15 protein-coding genes are annotated in these 18,112 nt (G+C 63.6%); 7 read left to right on the forward strand and 8 right to left on the reverse strand.

What is annotated here, in order from left to right; all coding sequences use genetic code 11:
• The first annotated feature begins 169 nt into the window (after positions 1-169).
• Positions 170-2,593 carry an alpha/beta fold hydrolase gene (locus O9320_00265; GenBank protein MCZ8309254.1) on the forward strand — a complete coding sequence of 808 codons (2,424 nt, stop codon included), beginning with the start codon at positions 170-172 and terminating at the stop codon, positions 2,591-2,593.
• A gap of 9 nt (positions 2,594-2,602) precedes the next feature.
• Here the strand turns inward: O9320_00265 and O9320_00270 are convergent, their stop codons facing one another.
• Complete coding sequence (locus O9320_00270; protein MCZ8309255.1) at positions 2,603-3,319, reverse strand: class I SAM-dependent methyltransferase; 717 nt, start codon at positions 3,317-3,319, stop codon at positions 2,603-2,605.
• A 26-nt stretch (positions 3,320-3,345) separates the two neighbouring features.
• Positions 3,346-4,731, reverse strand: a complete 1,386-nt coding sequence (locus O9320_00275) for an amidase (protein MCZ8309256.1) — start codon at positions 4,729-4,731, stop codon at positions 3,346-3,348.
• A 64-nt stretch (positions 4,732-4,795) separates the two neighbouring features.
• Between O9320_00275 and O9320_00280 the strand changes: the two genes are divergently transcribed.
• From O9320_00280 to O9320_00305, 6 genes are all read left to right on the forward strand, one after another.
• The gene (locus O9320_00280) at positions 4,796-6,295 is read left to right on the forward strand and encodes a M81 family metallopeptidase (GenBank protein MCZ8309257.1); all 1,500 of its coding nucleotides are present in this window, start codon (positions 4,796-4,798) and stop codon (positions 6,293-6,295) included.
• Between the two features lie 75 nt (positions 6,296-6,370).
• On the forward strand, positions 6,371-7,948 hold the full coding sequence (locus O9320_00285) for an ABC transporter substrate-binding protein (GenBank protein ID MCZ8309258.1): 1,578 nt from the start codon (positions 6,371-6,373) through the stop codon (positions 7,946-7,948).
• Between the two features lie 26 nt (positions 7,949-7,974).
• Entirely contained in the window at positions 7,975-8,916 is a 942-nt protein-coding gene (locus O9320_00290) for an ABC transporter permease (GenBank protein ID MCZ8309259.1), read from the forward strand.
• A 10-nt stretch (positions 8,917-8,926) separates the two neighbouring features.
• Complete coding sequence (locus O9320_00295) at positions 8,927-9,802, forward strand: ABC transporter permease (GenBank protein MCZ8309260.1); 876 nt, start codon at positions 8,927-8,929, stop codon at positions 9,800-9,802.
• A 10-nt stretch (positions 9,803-9,812) separates the two neighbouring features.
• On the forward strand, positions 9,813-10,826 hold the full coding sequence (locus tag O9320_00300) for an ABC transporter ATP-binding protein (GenBank protein ID MCZ8309261.1): 1,014 nt from the start codon (positions 9,813-9,815) through the stop codon (positions 10,824-10,826).
• Positions 10,823-11,803, forward strand: coding sequence for a dipeptide ABC transporter ATP-binding protein (locus O9320_00305; GenBank protein ID MCZ8309262.1), 981 nt, complete (start codon positions 10,823-10,825; stop codon positions 11,801-11,803). The genes O9320_00300 and O9320_00305 overlap by 4 nt, the downstream gene beginning before the upstream one ends.
• Here the strand turns inward: O9320_00305 and O9320_00310 are convergent.
• From O9320_00310 to pstC, 6 genes are read right to left on the reverse strand one after another with little or no spacing between them, the layout of a single operon-like run.
• On the reverse strand, positions 11,800-13,104 hold the full coding sequence (locus tag O9320_00310; GenBank protein MCZ8309263.1) for an amidase: 1,305 nt from the start codon (positions 13,102-13,104) through the stop codon (positions 11,800-11,802). The genes O9320_00305 and O9320_00310 overlap by 4 nt on opposite strands.
• A 59-nt stretch (positions 13,105-13,163) precedes the next feature.
• Entirely contained in the window at positions 13,164-13,859 is a 696-nt protein-coding gene (gene phoB / locus O9320_00315) for a phosphate regulon transcriptional regulator PhoB (protein MCZ8309264.1), read from the reverse strand.
• Between the two features lie 14 nt (positions 13,860-13,873).
• Entirely contained in the window at positions 13,874-14,596 is a 723-nt protein-coding gene (gene phoU / locus O9320_00320) for a phosphate signaling complex protein PhoU (protein ID MCZ8309265.1), read from the reverse strand.
• 10 nt (positions 14,597-14,606) lie between these two features.
• A complete protein-coding gene (gene pstB, locus O9320_00325; protein ID MCZ8309266.1) occupies positions 14,607-15,392 on the reverse strand; it encodes a phosphate ABC transporter ATP-binding protein PstB in 786 nt (261 codons plus the stop codon).
• Positions 15,393-15,428: 36 nt separating this feature from the next.
• Entirely contained in the window at positions 15,429-16,712 is a 1,284-nt protein-coding gene (pstA, locus tag O9320_00330) for a phosphate ABC transporter permease PstA (protein ID MCZ8309267.1), read from the reverse strand.
• Positions 16,709-18,091 (reverse strand): phosphate ABC transporter permease subunit PstC, encoded by a 1,383-nt coding sequence (gene pstC, locus O9320_00335; GenBank protein ID MCZ8309268.1) that lies wholly within the window; start codon positions 18,089-18,091, stop codon positions 16,709-16,711. Before pstC ends, pstA begins: the two co-directional genes overlap by 4 nt.
• Positions 18,092-18,112 lie beyond the last annotated feature (21 nt).

An 18,112-nucleotide genomic window follows, 5' to 3' on the forward strand; every position in this document is an offset into this window, starting at 1 on the left:
CAAGACATTTCGACATTGTCGTTCACCTTAGCGTGCCTGCAGCTTCGACATCAAAGCAAAGCGTTGCTGCAGCGCACGCGCTTGCTCGGACACGGGCGCGACCCCTACAGTAAACCATGCGATTCGCTGCAAAACCGATTGCCCAGGACACGCGATGACGAATGCGGCCGTGCAACCGACGCCCTTCGGTCGGGCTTGGATCCGGCCGGTCATTGCCGAAGTCGACGGGCGCGTCACCGGCGGGCTTTTCGTGTCGAGCAAGGCCGGGCGCGGCAAACCGGCCCTCGTCGTTATTCCAGGCTCGTTCCGACCGGCGCAGATGCTGCTGCCCGCAGCACGCCTTCTGTGCGACGACTACGACATTCTGATCGTCGATATGCCCGGCTTCGGCGCGAGCCCGATCTACGAACCGGCCAGCATCGGTTCGTTTGCCGGACGCGCGGCGGATCTGCTGCGCAGCGTACTGGGCGAACGCGAGACGATTCTGCTCGGCGAGTCGATCGGCGCCATCGTTGCGATGGCCCTCGCACCCGCTCTCGACAGCCGCTTGCGTGCGGCCGTCTATCTCGACCCGCCGGTCTCCGCGACCTCCCTCAGATCTGCACGCGACTATCTGCGGCGCGGGACCGCAGGGGTTGCGATGGACGAATTCTTCACGGGCTATGTCGAGGGGCCTGGGATGCTCGGCGACGGCAACGCGCAGGGCTATTGGCCAATGCTTGCGGCAGCCGCGACGCACGCACCGACCCTGATCATGTCGGGCGGCCGTGCTGCATGGCTCGGCGCGGTGTCGCCCGGTGCGCTCTTCACGCCCGACGACGAGACGAAGGCACGCGCACTGCAGATCGATACTTTGGCCGTGCAGCGTATCCCCACGGCAGGCCACCTGCTCTATCAGGAAAATCCCGGCGAGTGCGCCACGGCCACCGTGCGCTTCCTGCGCGCTGCCCTATCGGGCCTGCGCCATCTGGCGGGCCAGCTTGTTGCAGCACCAAGCGACACAAGCGTTCGCGACGCGCTGCTTGCGGCCCTCGGCGGTTTCGATCCCGCGAGCTTGCTGTCGCATCGCGATGCTCTGCTGGCCGTCGTTCGCGCGCGGCCCGACGACGTGCAGCTGATGAATGCGATCTTGCGCACCGTCTACAAGCTGCTCGATACGGAAGGGCTTGGGACGATGCGCTATGTGGCGGCGCACGCAACCGAAGAAAACACGAAGCTGTGGACCTGCCTGCACACGGCCGTTTCGCTGTCGTGCCTCGGCGATCCGGACGGCGCGCTCGACACACTGCGCACCTTCTCATTCGGCGCCGATATGCCGACGCGCGTGGCCGGCCTCATCCTGATCATCGAGCTCTATTCCGAGCACGCGACGGATTCGAGCGTTGCACGCGCCAAAGAAGCCCAACTGGCCGTGCTGCGCCGGCATCTGCCGAAGCCCTTGGTGCAGCCTGCGGTGCGACGCGCAAGTGCTGTACCGCGCATCGGCATGGCCAGCGGGTCGTTCGGCATGCGCAACTATATGAGCCTGCTGCTGCCTTTCCTGCGCGAAGCCGCGAAACTGCCGCTGTCGATCGAATTGCTGCCGCTCGTCGCGGGCGATCTCGAGATCGTGCGCAAGGCCTTGCCGGCCGAAACGCCGATCCGCGACATCGAAGAGATCACGATCGCGAACGTCGATTCCCCCGACGCTTGGCATCGCATGAACCAGACGCTTGCCGATCTCGACTACGATCTGCTGATCGATCTCGACGAATCCTTGGTGCCATATTTGCCGGCCTGCGTCGTCGGGCGCCCTGGCGCCAAGCAAGCGACATGGTTCAACATGTCGGGCCCTAGCCACGATCCGTGCTTCGACGCTGCGATTGGGCCTGACAGCATCTATCCGCTGTCGCTCGATGCCGAGTTTCCGGGCAAGGTCGCACGCTTGCCGGGCGACCTTTACGTGTTCGAGCCGGAAGTCTGGGTCGAACATGGTCTTGCATTGCCCGAGGCCGGGCCGCCGCCTTCGCTCCGCAACGGCTACACGACGTTCGGCTCGCTCTCGCATCTCTACAAAATTACGCAGCCTTGCATCGCCTTGTGGGCCAAGGTCCTGCACGCGATGCCGGACGCAAAGCTCTATCTCGGCAACGGCGACCTTTTGGAGATGCATGTAGTCGACCACGTCCGCAACAGTTTTCGTGAATGCGGCATCGCGCCCGAGCGCCTGATCTTCGCCTACCATTTCGGCTGGCCGCGCTATCTTGCGGGCTACCAGAATATCGACGTGGTGCTCGGCACGTTTCCGGTCGCCGGCGGTACGACCCTGTTCGAGGCCGCACATATGGGCATGCCCACATTGAGCCGCGTGGGTGCGACGAGCCTTGGCCGCATCGGCCGATGGCTCGAGGCGGCAACCGGCCGTGCGGGCATTGCGCACGACAGCGACGAATCTTTTGTTGCCGAGGCCGTGCGCCTTGCCCATGCGGTCGAGGAAAGAGCGGCCTTACGCGCCAATGAAACCAAACGCCTTGCCGCCAAATCCAAACTTGACGGCGCACGCATGGCGACGGCGTTTCTCGACATTGTGCACCAGCGTTTCATGCGCAGCTGAGCCGCATCGCTATCGGTGCGGCTTGACGATCACGCCCTGGCCGGTCGGGAGTCCCAAGATCGGCACGCCGTGCGCTTTGGCAAACGCATCGAATGCGGCCTTCTGGTTCACGTGCGGCAGCCAGTTGTAGTCGTCGAGCAGAATCACGCCGCCGGGCGACAATTTCGGCCAGAAATGCGTGACGGCGGCGATCTCGGGCAGCGCCATATTCATGTCGATCGACAGATACGCCACTTTCTCGGCCGTCACCGTCGCCAACGTATCGGGCACGCGGCCGGGAACGATCTTCACGTTCGCAACGGGTTCGAATTTCTGGCGGATGCGCGCGAGATCGTCCATGCCGCGATAGGTTTGATTGTAGTCTGCAAGGCCGAGTTTTTTCTCGGCGTCGGACAGCTGGTCCTCGGGCATGCCGTCGAACGTGTCGAGCAGCCACATCGTGCGCCCGGTTTGCGTGGGCCAGTTGGTCCACACGGCAATGGCGCCCGAAAGAATGCCGGTATGCACGCCGCATTCGACGAAGTCGCCCTCGGCGCACAGAGCCTGCTCGGCCGCCCATAGGGCGACCCATACGCGCCATTCGATATGCAGATCGAGCCTGCGGTCGTTGCCGACCATCATGCCGAAATTGTAGGCCGCCTTGAAACGCTGGCTGTTGAGAAAGTCGCTGTTGTGGAACGTGACCAGACCGTCGGCCTGGAATTGCGGTCCGAGTGGGGCAGACATGGGATCGCCTTTTTCTCGAGGGATTTTCAGGCCGGAAGGGGCCAAGGTTTTGCGCGTTCGAACGCATAAGCGGCGCGCAGGACGGTGCGGTCCTCGTAGAGGCGCCCGACCAATTGCAACGCCATCGGCAGTCCATTCGAATGCAGGCCGAGCGGCACGCTGGCGGCAGGCTGACGCGTCATGTTGAAAGGGTAAGTAAACGGCGTCCAGTCGATCCAATAGGACTGGTCCGGCGTGGCGACATCCTGCCCCGCAGCAAAGGCCGTGATCGGCAATTGCGGTGTGAGCAGCAGATCGTAGGTTTCGTGGAACTTCGCCATCGCCTCGCCCGCTCGCACGCGCATTGCATCGGCGGCAAGATAGTCTGACGCCGACAGGCCGAGCCCCGCCTTGGTCGAAGCCACCAACCCCGGATCACAGTGGGCCCACTGCTCGGGCGGGTAGGCCTGCAAGGCGCGCGCAATGCCGCCCGTCCAGAGCCGATAGAACGCGTCGCGCAGATCGCCCAGATTGGGCTCCGCCAATTCGACGAATGCGCCAAGGTCGGCCAACAAAGCCGCAGCCTTCGCGACCGCCGCGGCTATCTCGCCATCGACTTTGGCGCCGCCGAGCGTGGGGCTGAAACCGATGCGCAGGCCCCTAATCCCTTTGTCGCGTTCGCCCGTCCACGAACCCGGATCATTGGGCAGCGAATAGACGTCGCGCGAATCGCGCGCTGCCATGGCTTCCAACATAAGCGCGGCATCGTCGACGCTGCGGGCCATGGGGCCGATATGCGCGAGCAACCCGACCGGCGAGGCGGGATAAGCCGGCACGCGCCCGAAAGTCGGCTTGATGCCAAAGATGCCGCAGAAGCCGGCCGGCATGCGGATCGAGCCGCCGCCATCTGTGCCCACATGCAGCGCCCCCATACCCAAAGCAGCCGCAACGGCCGCCCCCGCCGAGGAGCCGCCAGCCGTCTTGCTCGGATCCCACGGATTGCGGGTGATGCCGGTCAACGGCGAATCGCCGATCCCTTTCCAGCCGAATTCCGGCGTGGTGGTTTTACCCAAAAACACCGCCCCACCTGCGCGCAGGCGCTCGACCGAGGGCGCATCGGCGTCGGCTGCGGGCGTGCCAACAAGCAATTTCGAGCCGCGCAAGGTCGGCCAACCCTTGACCCAGATGAGGTCCTTGATCGAGGTCGGCACGCCGTCGATGGGGCCGTATTGCGTGCCCGCAAGCCAACGCGCCGCACTCGCGCGCGCCTGCGCCAACGCGGCCTCGGCATCGACGAGGCAGAACGCATTGTAGACGGGGTTGAGCCGCTCGATCTTGGCAAGGCAGGCCGTTGCCACCTCGACCGGCGAGAAGGCCCGGCTGGCGTAGCCGGAGACAAGCGCTTGCGCCGACAGCAGCGTCAAATCGACCATGAAAAACTCCCTCAACTCGGTCTATGCTGGCATGGATAGGTCGACTGCGCAAAAAGGTTCGGACATGCGTCTGGTATTGGCAATGCTCAAACACGAGACCAACACTTTTTCGCCAGTGGCGACGGATATCGCCCGCTTTGCGGCGTGGGGCCTGCACTACGGCGACGACGTCGTCGCCAAATACGAGAATACGGCGATGCCGATCGCCGCATACCTGAAGCTTGCGCGCGCCGCAGGTGCGGAAATCGTAACGCCGATCGCGGCCGAGGCGATGCCGAGCGGCCCGCTGACGGAAGAGACTTACGAAGCGCTGGTCGCACCCATCTTGGCGGCGATCGAGGCGGGCTGCGACGCAGCACTTCTCGATCTGCACGGTGCTATGGTGTGCGAACATACCGACGACGGCGAAGGCACGCTGCTCGCGCGCATTCGTGCCCTGCGGCCCGATTTGCCGATCGCGGTGACATGCGACCTGCACGCCAACCTGTCGGACGCGATGGTACGCAATTGCACCGCGCTCATTGGCTACAAGACATATCCGCATGTCGATATGTACGCCGTTGCCGAGCAAGTCGGCCGCGTTGTGCTCGATGCCATGGCCGGGCGCTGCAAGCCGGTCATGGCCTGGGGGCGCTTGCCGCTGCTGTCGCAAACGCTGCGGCAAGGAACCGCCGATATGCCGATGAAGGGCATTCAAGCTCTGGCGACGGCGCTCGAACGCGAGCCCCACATTCTTTGCGCAACCGCTTTCGGCGGCTTCCCGATGGCCGATATCCCGATCGCCGGCAATTCCGCGATCGTCGTCGCCGACGGCAACAATGCGGCCGCCGAATCCGCCGCCCAACGCCTGCTCGACGAAAGCTGGGCCGCACGTTCCGAGTTCACGCATGTCCACGAACCGCTGAAGGCAGCCGTGACGCGGGCAAAGGCGGTCAATGCGGCACCGATCGTGCTGCTCGACCATGCCGACAATGTCGGCTCGGGCGGCACGTCGGACGTCATGACCGTCATCGCCGAAATCCTGCGCCAGGATCTGCAGGATGTCGCGGTTGCGACCGTCTGGGATCCGGCTGCCGTTGCGACGATGGCAAAGGCCGGTTTGGGCGCCCAAGTGACGCTTGCGCTCGGCGGCCATAGCGACATGCCGTCGATCGGACTCGCCGGAAAGGGCCTGACCGTGACCGGCCGCGTGCGCCATCTCGCCGACGGGCGGTGGCGCGTTGCAGGGCCGATGTATACTGGGGTGGAGGTCAATACCGGCCCGACCGCCGTGCTTGAAATCGGCACGGTACGGATCGTCGTGGTGTCCCAGCACCACGAACCTTGGGACACTGGGATTTTCTCCGCAAACGGCATCGACCCGGCGGCGCAACGGTTTTTGCTGCTGAAATCGCGCATCCACTACCGGGCGGGCTTTGCCCCCCTTGCCCGCGCGACCTTCACGCTCGACGGCGAAGGGGTAACGACCTCGGACAACGGCAAACTCACGTATAATCGGCTCGCGCGGCCCATCTATCCGCTGGATCCTGGCCCGTTTCCGGCACCGCGCGCACATATCGTTTGAACCATGACAAGTCTGTGGCATGCTTTGCGCAGACAATCGCCGCACGTCCGGCTCTTGCCACGAGGAGAATTGCCGATGTCGAGCTTGCTCAAGAATATCGTCGCCGCCAGCGTCCTCGCCCTCGGGGTCGGGGTCGCTGTCGATGCGAACGCTCAGCAGAAGGTTCTGCGCTTCATCCCGCATTCGAACTTGCCCGCGATCGATCCGGTCGCGACGACCGGCTACGTCGTGCGCAACCACGGCTATCTCGTCTACGACACGCTTTTCGCAACCGACGCAAACTTCAAAATCCAGCCGCAGATGGTCGAAAAATGGTCGACCAGCCCGGACGGGCTGCGCTGGGAATTCACGCTGCGCGAGGGCATGAAATTCCACGACGGCACGCCGGTGCGCGGCGCCGACGCCGCCGCTTCGATCCGGCGCTGGTCGGCGCGCGATTCCTTCGGCCAGACGATGGCGGGTGCGATCGCCGGCTACGATATCGTCAACGATCTGACATTCGCCATCCGTCTGACGCGGCCCTTCCCGCTGATGATCGACGCGCTCGGTAAGCTTTCGAGCCAGGTTCCCTTCATCATGCCGGAGCGGATCGCCAATACCGATCCGGCAACGCCGATCCAGGACGCGACAGGCTCCGGCCCGTTCCGCTTCGTGCGCGACCAGTGGGTTCCGGGGCAACGCGCCGTCTACGAACGCTTCGCAGACTACAAGCCGCGCAACGAACCGCCGTCGTGGGCGGCCGGCGGCAAAGTCGTCAAGGTCGACCGCGTCGAATGGCGCATCATTCCGGACGGTGCCGTCGCCGCCGCCGCATTGGCGCAAGGCGAAGTCGATTGGTACGAACAGCCGCTGTTCGACCTGCTGCCGCAACTTGCGCGCAACCGCGACATCGAAGTCGCCCAGATCGATCCGATGGGCTCGGTTGCGATGCTGCGCTTCAACCATCTGCAGCCGCCCTTCGACAATCTGAAGGTTCGCCAGGCCGTTCAGATGGCCGTCAATCAGAGCGACTATCTGCAGGCCATCGTCGGCAACAAGGAATACTACAGGGAGTGCAAATCGCACTTCCCCTGCGGCACGCCTTTGTCGAGCGATACCGGCGCTGCGGCCCAAGCGGGCAATTTCGACCGCGCACGCGCCATGCTGCGCGACAGCGGCTACAAGGGCGAGAAAGTCGTGATTATCTCGCCGACCGACATCCCGACCAACCATGTCCAGAGCCTCGTCACCGAAGATCTTCTGAAGCGGCTCGGCATGAACGTGGAATTGGTCGCGACCGATTGGGGTTCGGTGCTGGCGCGCCGCAACAACCGCACCCCCGCCGATCAAGGCGGCTGGTCGATCTTCCATACCTGGTGGGTCGGCCCCGACCTGGTAAATCCGGCACTGCATGCACCGCTGCGGGGCCACGGGGCAGCCGCCTGGGCCGGCTGGCCGACCGATCCAACCGGCGAAGCGCTGCGCGACCGTTGGCTTGCGGCGTCCGCCCAAGCCGACCAAGTCGCTTTGGCCCGCCAGATCCAGGCGAACGCCTTCGAACAGGTACCCTACGTTACGGTGGGCCAGTTCCAGCAACCCACTGCGTTCCGCCGGAACGTGACCGGCATCGTCATCTCGCCGGTACCGTTCTTCTGGAACGTCGACAAGCGCTAACCGCAATCTGATCGGCAACAAGGCGCGTGTTCGCCTATATCGTGCGTCGCATTCTGGCCACCATCCCCGTCATGGGGGTGGTGGCCCTTTTCGTTTTCTCGCTCCTCTATTTTTCGCCGGGCGATCCTGCCGCGATCATCGCAGGCGACATGTCGACTGCGGACGACATCGCGCGTATCCGGCGCTCGCTTGGCCTCGACCTTCCCTACCACGTGCGCTTCGGCACTTGGGTTTGGGCCATCCTTCAAGGCGATCTTGGAACCTCGATCTTCTCGAACCTTCCCGTTGCGACCCTGATCGGCCAGCGGCTCGAAGCGACAATCTCGCTGTCGATCGTTACCCTGCTTTTTGCCGTCAGCGTCGCGATCCCGATGGGCGTCCTGGCTGCCTGGAAGGCAGGTGGCTGGATCGACCGTGTCGTCATGCTGTTTGCCGTGCTCGGCTTCTCCGTCCCCGTCTTCGTGATCGGCTACGTGCTGATCTTCACCTTCGCGATCGAACTCGACTGGTTGCCGGTGCAAGGCTTCACCTCAATCCGCGAAGGGCTTGGACCGTTCCTGCGCAACATCATTTTGCCGACTATCGCCCTCGGCACCATCTACATCGCGTTGATCGCACGCATGACGCGCGCCGCCATGCTCGACGTGATGGCGCAAGACTATATCCGCACAGCCAACGCCAAGGGCCTGCGCACCGACCGCGTGCTGCTGGGCCATGCGCTGCGCAACGCGGCAGTCCCCATCGTGACCGTGGTCGGCATCGGCGTGGCCCTGCTGATCGGTGGCGTGGTCGTAACGGAGAGCGTCTTCGCGATCCCGGGCCTCGGCCGGATGACGGTGGACGCCATTCTGCGGCGCGACTATCCGGTCATCCAAGGCGTGATCCTGATGTTCTCGTTTGTCTACGTAATCATCAACCTGCTGGTCGATTTGAGCTACACGCTCTTCGATCCGCGCATCCGGTATTGAGGGTGCTTCCATGACCCTCACACTCGTCGCCCCCGCAACGTCCGATCAGGCCACCGGCAAGCGTCGTCCCTGGTGGCGGCGCCATCTGTCGATCGTGATCGGCGGCCTGTTGCTGGCGCTGATGGTCGCGGTCGCCTTGGCGGCACCGTTCCTCGGCACCGTCGATCCGGCAGCCTTGTCGCCGATCCGCCGCCTGCGCATGCCGTCCGAACAGTATTGGTTCGGCACCGATGCATTGGGCCGCGACGTCTACAGCCGTGTCGTCTACGGCGCGCGCGCCTCGCTGTTCGTCGGTTTTGCCGTCGCGTTTGTGGCCGTTCTGGCCGGGCTTCTGTTCGGCCTGCTTGCCGGCTTCAACCGCTGGATCGACGCGATCCTGATGCGGATCATGGACGGGCTCATGTCGATCCCGTCGGTGCTGCTCGCGATCGCGTTGATGGCGCTCACGCGCGCGAGCCTCGAAAACGTGATCGCGGCGATCGCTATCGCGGAAATTCCGCGCGTCACGCGGCTTGTGCGCAGCATCGTCTTGGGCTTGCGCGAACAGCCTTTTGTCGAAGCTGCGATCGCGGTCGGTACATCCACGCCGCTGATCCTCTGGCGTCATATTCTGCCCAATACATTCGCCCCCTTGATCGTGCAGGCGACCTACATTGCGGCGTCCGCGATCATCACCGAGGCGATTTTGTCCTTCATTGGCGCCGGGCTCCCGCCATCGATCCCGACTTGGGGCAACATCATTGCCGAGGGGCGCGCCATCTTCCAAGTGCGCCCGCATCTGATCCTCATTCCGGCGGGATTCCTGTCGGTCACGGTGCTGGCGATCAATCTGCTCGGCGACGGCATGCGCGATGCGCTTGATCCGCGCCTTGCGCGGCAATTGTAGGCGCGCACGCATGGCCGACGCCCAACCCCTGCTCGAGATCGAAAATCTCCGCACGCATTTCTACACCGCCGACGGCGTGGTGCGCGCGGTCGACGGCGTGTCCTACTGCGTGCATGCGGGCGAAACGCTTGCAGTCGTCGGCGAAAGCGGCTGCGGCAAGTCGGTCACGGCCATGTCGATCCTGCGTCTGCTCCCCTCGCCGCCTGCGCGCATCGTCTCGGGCGCCATCCGCTTCGAGGGGCGCGATCTGCTGGCCTGCAGCGAAGCCGAGATGCGCCGCATTCGCGGCAACGACATCTCGATGATCTTCCAGGAGCCGATGACGAGCCTCAATCCCGTGCTTACCGTCGGCCGACAAATCGCCGAAACGCTGGAACTCCACCAAGGGCTCGACCGTGCCGCCGCACGCCAACGCGCGATCGAGATGCTCGATCTCGTGCGCATGCCCGAGCCCGCACGGCGCGCCGCCGCCTATCCGCACCAGCTTTCCGGCGGCATGCGCCAACGCGTGATGATCGCGATGGCGCTTGCGTGCGATCCCAAGCTGCTGATCGCCGACGAACCGACCACGGCCCTCGACGTCACGATCCAAGCTCAAATCCTCGAGTTGATGCTCGATCTCAAACGTAAGATCGGGGCGGCCGTGATTCTCATCACGCACGATTTGGGCGTCGTCGCCGAAACGGCCCAACGCGTCGTGGTCATGTATGCGGGCCGCAAAGTCGAAGAAGCCCCCGTCGAGATGCTGTTCGCGCGCCCGCGCCATCCCTATACGCGCGGGCTGATGGGCTCGATCCCGCATTTGGGCGCTGCATCGCAGGCCGACGGGCCGCGCCAACGCCTCGCGGAGATCCCCGGTATTGTGCCGCGCCTGACCGAAGCGATCCCCGGCTGCGCCTTCGCCGAACGCTGCAGCTTTGCCCAAGAGCGCTGCCGCCGCGAAGCCCCGCCGCTCGAAGAGCACGCGCCCGGCCATTTCTCGGCCTGCTGGTTCGCCGATCGCGTTGCGGAGGCGGCAGCATGACCGCTCCTTTGCTCGAAATCGTCGATCTCAAAAAGCATTACGAGATCCGCAAAGGCCTGTTGGGCCGCGTGTCGGCCAAGGTCTACGCCGTCGACGGCGTTTCGTTCCATGTCGATGCAGGCGAAACGCTTGGATTGGTGGGGGAAAGCGGCTGCGGCAAATCGACCGTCGGAAAATCGATCCTGAAGCTTGTTGAACCGACGGCGGGCACGATCCGCCTTGCCGGTACTGCCATCGAAAGTCTGAGCCGCAGTGCGATGCGGCCGCATCGCCGGGACATGCAGGTCGTCTTCCAGGATCCCTATTCCTCCTTAAGCCCGCGCCTGACGGCAGGCGACATCGTCGCCGAACCGCTGACCAATTTCGGATTGGCGACGGGCAAGGCGGCACGCGAACGCACGGCATGGCTCTTCGAGAAGGTAGGGCTGCGCGCCGACCAGATGGCCCGCTATCCCCACGAATTCTCCGGCGGCCAACGCCAGCGTCTGGGCATCGCGCGCGCGCTTGCCGTGCAGCCCAAACTGATCGTGGCGGACGAGCCGGTCTCTGCCCTCGACGTTTCGGTGCAGGCACAAGTCGTCAATCTGCTGATGGATCTGCAGGCCGAATTCGGCCTCTCCTATCTGTTCGTCGCGCACGACCTTGCGGTCGTCGAACATATTAGCCACCGCGTGGCAGTGATGTATCTGGGCAAGATCGTCGAGATCGCCGACCGGCGGACGATCTTCACGCGACCGCTGCATCCCTACACCGAAGCACTGCTGTCGGCCGCCCCGACCCCCGATCCGCGCGCGCGAAAAACGCGGATCGTGCTTTCAGGCGACGTACCTTCGCCGATCAATCCGCCCTCGGGCTGCCGCTTCCATACGCGCTGCCCCGTCGCCGAAGCGCGTTGCCGCACGATCGAGCCGCCGATCCTCGAAATAGCGCCGGGCCATCAAGTGGCGTGCCATCTTCACACGCCCGCATCGAGTTAACGCTTCAGGAAAGCCTCGAACCACGCGGCATGGCCGATGAGTTCGCCGTCTTCGTTGTGCGGCCCGATCAACTGGATGGCGAGCGGCAACCCGTCGTCGCTTTTGCCGGCCGGCAGTGCGATCGCCGGGTTCCCCAGCAGCGTCCACATGCGGTTGAAGACGGGATCGCCCGTCCGCTCGATGCCGCGCGGGGCGGGCCCTGGGGCGGCCGGAGCCAGGATCACGTCGACGTCGCGCCAGAGCTGCGCCAGCCGATGGCGGCATTTGGTGGCAAGGGCTTTGGCGGCCGTCTCCTCGCGAATGCCGACCCGGTCGCCCGTCTCCAGCATGTCGCGCAATGCTTCCGAAAGTTCGCCCGGATGTTCGGCCCGCTCGCGCGCAAGCGCCACGGACGCCTCGCGCGACATGATGGCGAGCTGCGCGTCGTTGAGATCCGCCCAGTAATCCTCGCCCTCGAAATCGCGCACGGAGACGCCCGCCCCTTCGAGGCGCGCCACCAGCAGCTCGAACAAGCGGCGCGTGGAACCGTCGGCCGACTCCCAAAAGGGCGTATAGCAAACGGCAACGCGTGGGGCCGGCCGGCCGGCATCGCCCAAGCCGGCGATGGGGCGGGCCGCCACGAGTGCGCGGCGCACGAGATCGAGATCGGCAACAGCACGACAGAACACGCCGAGCGTGTCGAGCGACGGCGACAAAGGCTTGATGCCCGCCATGTCGATCCAGCCATAGGTGCCCTTGTAGCCGACCACGCCGCAAAAGGCGGCAGGTCGGATCACGGAACCCGCCGTCTGCGTTCCCAAGGCGAGCGGCACCTGGAAATCGGCGACGGCCGCCGCCGAGCCCGACGAGGAGCCGCCCGGCGTATAGCCGTGTCGTGCCGGATTGTGGGTCGGTCCCGGCGTGAAATAGGCGAACTCCGTGGTCACCGTCTTGCCCATTGGAATGGCGCCGGCCGCGATCAGCCGGCGCACGCACAACGCGTCGTTTTTGGGCCGATGGTTGCGGTAGATGGGCGAACCGTAGCCCGTCGGCATCGAGGCGGTATCGATCAGATCTTTGATCCCGATCGGGATGCCGTGCAACGGCTGCGTCCGCGCGACCCGGTCGAGGGCCGCCGCCCGGCCGCGCGCATCGCGCTTTTCGACATGGCGCCACGCGCGAACCTCGGGCTCGCGCGCGGCAACGCGCGCAAGACAGGCGGCAACCAGCGTCGAAGAATCAAGTTTGCCCGAATCGCACGCATTGCGCATTTCGAGGGCCCCGAGCATTTCGGGGTGCGTCGTCAAATGGGGTTTTGTCATCTGGCTTGCATCATAGCAAGCCAGGACCCCGGCTCAAGCGGTACCGGCGGATGCGGTGTTCAGGCGTCGGCCGTTTCGTCGAGCGCGTAGCCGGCCGAACGGACGGTGCGGATCAGATCGATTTCGCCCTCGCCGTTGATCGCCTTGCGCAAGCGGCGGATATGTACGTCGACCGTTCGAGGTTCCACGTAGATGTCGCGCCCCCAAACCGCATCGAGCAGCTGCTCGCGGCTGTAGACGCGACCCGGCCGCTCGAGCAGGAAGCGCAGCAGGCGAAACTCGGTCGGTCCCAGATGCACCGAGCGCCCCCCGCGGATCACGCGATGCGACGCGAGGTCCATGCTGAGATCGCCGTAGGTCAGCATGTCGTGCGCCGACGAGGGCTTCGCGCGGCGCAGCACCGCGCGCACGCGCGCAATGAGTTCCGACGGGCTGAAGGGCTTGGCGACATAGTCGTCCGCACCGACCTCAAGGCCGCGAACCCGGTCGCTCTCCTCGCCGCGCGCGGTCAGCATGATGATCGGCAGATCGCGCGTGTCGGCCTTGCGCCGCAGCTGGCGGCAAACCTCGAGGCCGGAAATATGCGGCAGCATCCAGTCGAGGATCATCAGATCCGGGCGCCCCTCGGCCACGGCCACCAATGCCGCTTCGCCGTCGCCGGCCGTGGTGACGCGAAACCCTTCCTTGTCGAAATTGTAGCGCAGAAGTTCGATCAGCGCAGGCTCGTCCTCGACGATGAGAAGATGCGGTTTCACGTGCGGTTGCTCCGTCACTCGGCCGGTTTGGAGGCGCCGACGACGGCGAAATTGCCGCCATCGCCCTTGGGACGCTCGGCGCGCAACGGCACGCCGGTGACCAGAAAGTGGATTGTCTCGGCGATGTTCGTCGTGTGGTCGCCGATGCGCTCGATGTTCTTGGCGATGAACAGCAGATGCGTCGATCCGGTGATATTGCGCGGATCTTCCATCATGTAGGTCAACAGTTCGCGGAACAGCGAGCCGTACATCTCGTCGAGCTCTTCGTCGCGATTCCAGACGGCAACGGCCTTGGCGACGTCGCGCGCCGCAAACGCGTCGAGCACGTCCTTCAGCATTTCGCGAACCATGGCCCCCATCCGCGGGATCGCATGGACCGGGCGCAAGGGAGCGACCTGGTTGAGGGCGATCGCGCGTTTGGCGACGTTCTTGGCGTAGTCGGCGGCACGTTCGAGGTCGGCCGCAATGCGCAGTGCGCCGAGCGCAAAGCGCAGATCCGTCGCAACCGGCTGGCGCAGCGCCATCACGCGCAGCACCTGGTCGTCGATGTCGCGCTCGAGTTCGTCCACGCGTGCGTCGGCCGAGATTACGCTCGTCGCAAGATCGCCGTCGCGCTGCGCAACCGCCTGTATCGAGGTCGCAATCTGCGCTTCGACGAGGCCGCCCATGCGGGCCAGGAGGTTGGAAAGGCGCTTCAGCTCCTCGTCGAAAGATTTGACGATATGTTCGTTTGGCATCGAGAACTCCTCAGCCGTAGCGGCCAGTGATGTAGCCTTGCGTGCGCTCGTCGCGCGGATTCGTGAAAATATTGGCCGTATCGTCTTCCTCGACCAGCGTGCCGAGATGGAAGAAAGCCGTGCGTTGGGAAACGCGCGCGGCTTGCTGCATATTGTGGGTGACGATGACGATCGTGAACTTTTCCTTGAGCTCGTCGATGAGTTCTTCGACATGCGCCGTTGCGATCGGGTCGAGTGCGGAGCACGGCTCGTCCATCAGGATCACTTCCGGCGAGACGGCGATTGCGCGCGCGATGCACAGGCGTTGCTGCTGGCCGCCCGACAGACCCGTGCCCGAATCCAGCAACCGGTCCTTAACTTCGTCCCACAGTCCCGCGCCGCGCAGCGAGTGCTCGACGATCTCGTCGAACTCCTGCTTGGTGGTTGCAAGTCCATGAATCCTGGGGCCGTAGACGATGTTATCGTAGATCGACTTCGGGAACGGATTGGCCTTCTGGAATACCATGCCCACGCGTGCGCGCAGCTGCACAACGTCGATCGCCTTGTCGTAGATATCGAGGTTGTCGAGCTTGATCTCGCCTGCAACCCGGCACGAATCGATCGTGTCGTTCATGCGGTTGAGGCAGCGCAGAAACGTCGATTTTCCGCATCCCGACGGACCGATGAAGGCGGTCACCTGATGCTCGCGAATGTCGATATTGACCTTCTTGAGCGCGTGCTTCTCGCCGTAGAACACATCGACGCCACGAGCCACGACTTTGGCTTTGTGACCATCGGCCGCAGCAGCTATGGGCATCTGTTTTGCTTCAACAGTCTGTGTGTTGGTCATTTTCTACCACCGCCGTTCGAATTTTCTGCGCAGCCAAATGGCGAGCGCATTCATGCACAGAAGGAAGATCAGAAGCGTCATGATCGCCGCCGACGTCTTCTCCACAAAGCCGCGTTCCGGATTGTCCGCCCACATGAAAATCTGGACCGGCAGCACCGTCGATGGCGAAAGCGGCCCACCTGGGATATCCACGACAAAGGCCACCATACCGATCATCAGCAGGGGGGCAGTCTCGCCTAGCGCGTGCGCCATCGCAAGGATCGTTCCCGTCATAATGCCCGGCATCGCCAGCGGCAGAATGTGATGGAAGATCGCCTGCATTTTGGAAGCGCCAAGGCCAAGCGCCGCCTCGCGGATCGACGGCGGCACTGAGCGAAGCGACGCGCGGGCCGAAATGATGATGATCGGCAGACTCATCAGCGCAAGCACAACACCGCCGACAACGGGGGCAGATCGCGGCATGCCAAAAACCTGGAGGAAAACCGCCAGTCCCAGGAGGCCGAACACGATCGAGGGAACTGCAGCCAAGTTGTTGATGTTGACTTCGATGAGATCGGTAAATTTGTTTTTAGGCGCATACTCTTCGAGATAGATCGCAGCACCTACCCCAATGGGGAATGCCAACAACAGCGCGATCGCCAGTGTCATGAACGAGCCGACGACCCCGCCCCAAATCCCAACAAGTTCGGGCTGGCGGCTGTCTGCGGCCGTAAAGAGACGGTCATTGAACTTGAGGGCAACGCGCCCCTCGGCCGCCAGCGTGTCAAGCCACCCAAGCTGCAAGTCGTTGATGCGGCGCGAACTCTCCGCCACGTTTCGCTCCGAATGGCCTTTCCAGATCATATCGACGTCGGAACTGGCGAGCAGCCAAACATCACGCTTCTGCCCAAGTAGGGTGGGGTCGGCGGTGATCATTTCCGTCAGTTTGATCTGTGCCCCGTCGGACATAAGCGCTTCAAGATTGCGCAACGGCAGGCGGCCGCGTACTTCAGGGAATTTGGCCTGCAGTGCGGACCGAAGAACAGCCGGCCAATTACCAAGACGATAGGCCGCCACATCCCCTTTGCCGTCTGGGTCGATATGTTCTTTGGAGAACTCGACCTCGAGGCGAATGTTCGTCTGGACGACGGCCGTCGCGCCGTTCGACAGAATCGTCCACAGCAAAAGCGCCAGGGACGCGACGGCAAACGTCAATGCCGCAATTCCGTACATCTTGAAGCGCCACTCGGCTGCATAGCGCTTTTTGAGACGCGCCGTTGCGTCGGCACTAGTATGGAAAGACGTCATTCGTACTGCTCCCGATACTTGCGTACGATACGCATTGCGACGATGTTGAGGGTAAGCGTGACGCTGAACAGCACCAACCCGAGCGCGAATGCAGAAAGGGTCTTCGGGCTATCAAACTCCTGGTCGCCAACAAGCAATGCCGCAATGTGAACTGTAACGGTTGTGACCGCGTTCAACGGATTGGCCGTGAGATTGGCCGCAAGCCCTGCCGCCATCACGACGATCATGGTTTCGCCCAACGCCCGGCTGAAAGCGAGAATCACGGAGGCCGCAATCCCAGGGAGGGCTGCAGGCAACACGACACGCCGGATCGTCTCGGATTTTGTGGCACCCAGTCCGAGGGACGCGTCGCGCAATGCCTGCGGGACCGCGTTGATCACGTCGTCCGACAGCGACGAAACGAACGGAACGATCATGATACCCATGACCAGACCCGCCGCCAGACCGGATGTCGAGGCGACTTCGAGTCCGAAAACTGCTCCGGCTTCGCGCACAAAAGGTGCAACCGTCAATGCGGCAAAGAATCCGTAGACGACGGTCGGAATACCCGCAAGAACTTCGAGCGTCGGCTTCATGATCGAACGCACGCGGCGCGGCGCATAGTCGGCCATGTAGATCGCAGACAACAAACCGATCGGAACGGCAACAAACATCGAAATCGTCGCGATAAGCAACGTGCCGGTGAAAAGCGGTACGGCACCGAAAGCACCCGACGATCCGACCTGATCGGCGCGGATTGCGGTCTGCGGGCTCCAGGTCAAGCCGAACAGAAAATCCGTCGCAGGCACCACCGCGAAGAACCGCGCCGCCTCAAACACCAACGACAAGACAATACCGATCGTCGTAACGACGGCAATGATCGAACTTATGATAAGAATGATGCGGATGATCTGCTCGACTTGATTGCGCGCACGCATTGTCGCCGTGATCTTGCTGCGCGCAAGGACAAGACCGCCGATACCGGCAGCCAGCACTGTGAGCCACATGGCAGCCTGCGCAATCCCGCGAAGACCGATATAGTGCGCAACCGCTGCCTTCATCGCCGGGGACGCGTCGGACGCAGTGACGTTCCCGTAGGCCATGTTGCGAATGTCTGTAATTGCGAGGTTCAACTGATCGACGGGCAGGCTGCGAATTTCAGCCGGCAGGGCCGCTGTAACGAGCGTGCGAATTAGAAGGTCCTGCGACGATATCCACACCGCCAGGATCACCAGCGCCGGAAGGCCGCACCAGAGCGCGACATAGTAGCCGTAGAAGGATACAAGCGAGTGCAGACGCACGGTGCCCGTCGCTTGCTGCCTGATCGCGGCCGATGTGCCGAAACGATATGCGGCAAAGCTGAGCGCGAGGACGACGAGAATGAGAACAAAGCTGTTCATTGCTTTTGGACCGTGCGATCA

This window comes from Magnetospirillum sp. (genome assembly GCA_027532905.1).
Classification (GTDB): domain Bacteria; phylum Pseudomonadota; class Alphaproteobacteria; order CACIAM-22H2; family CACIAM-22H2; genus Tagaea.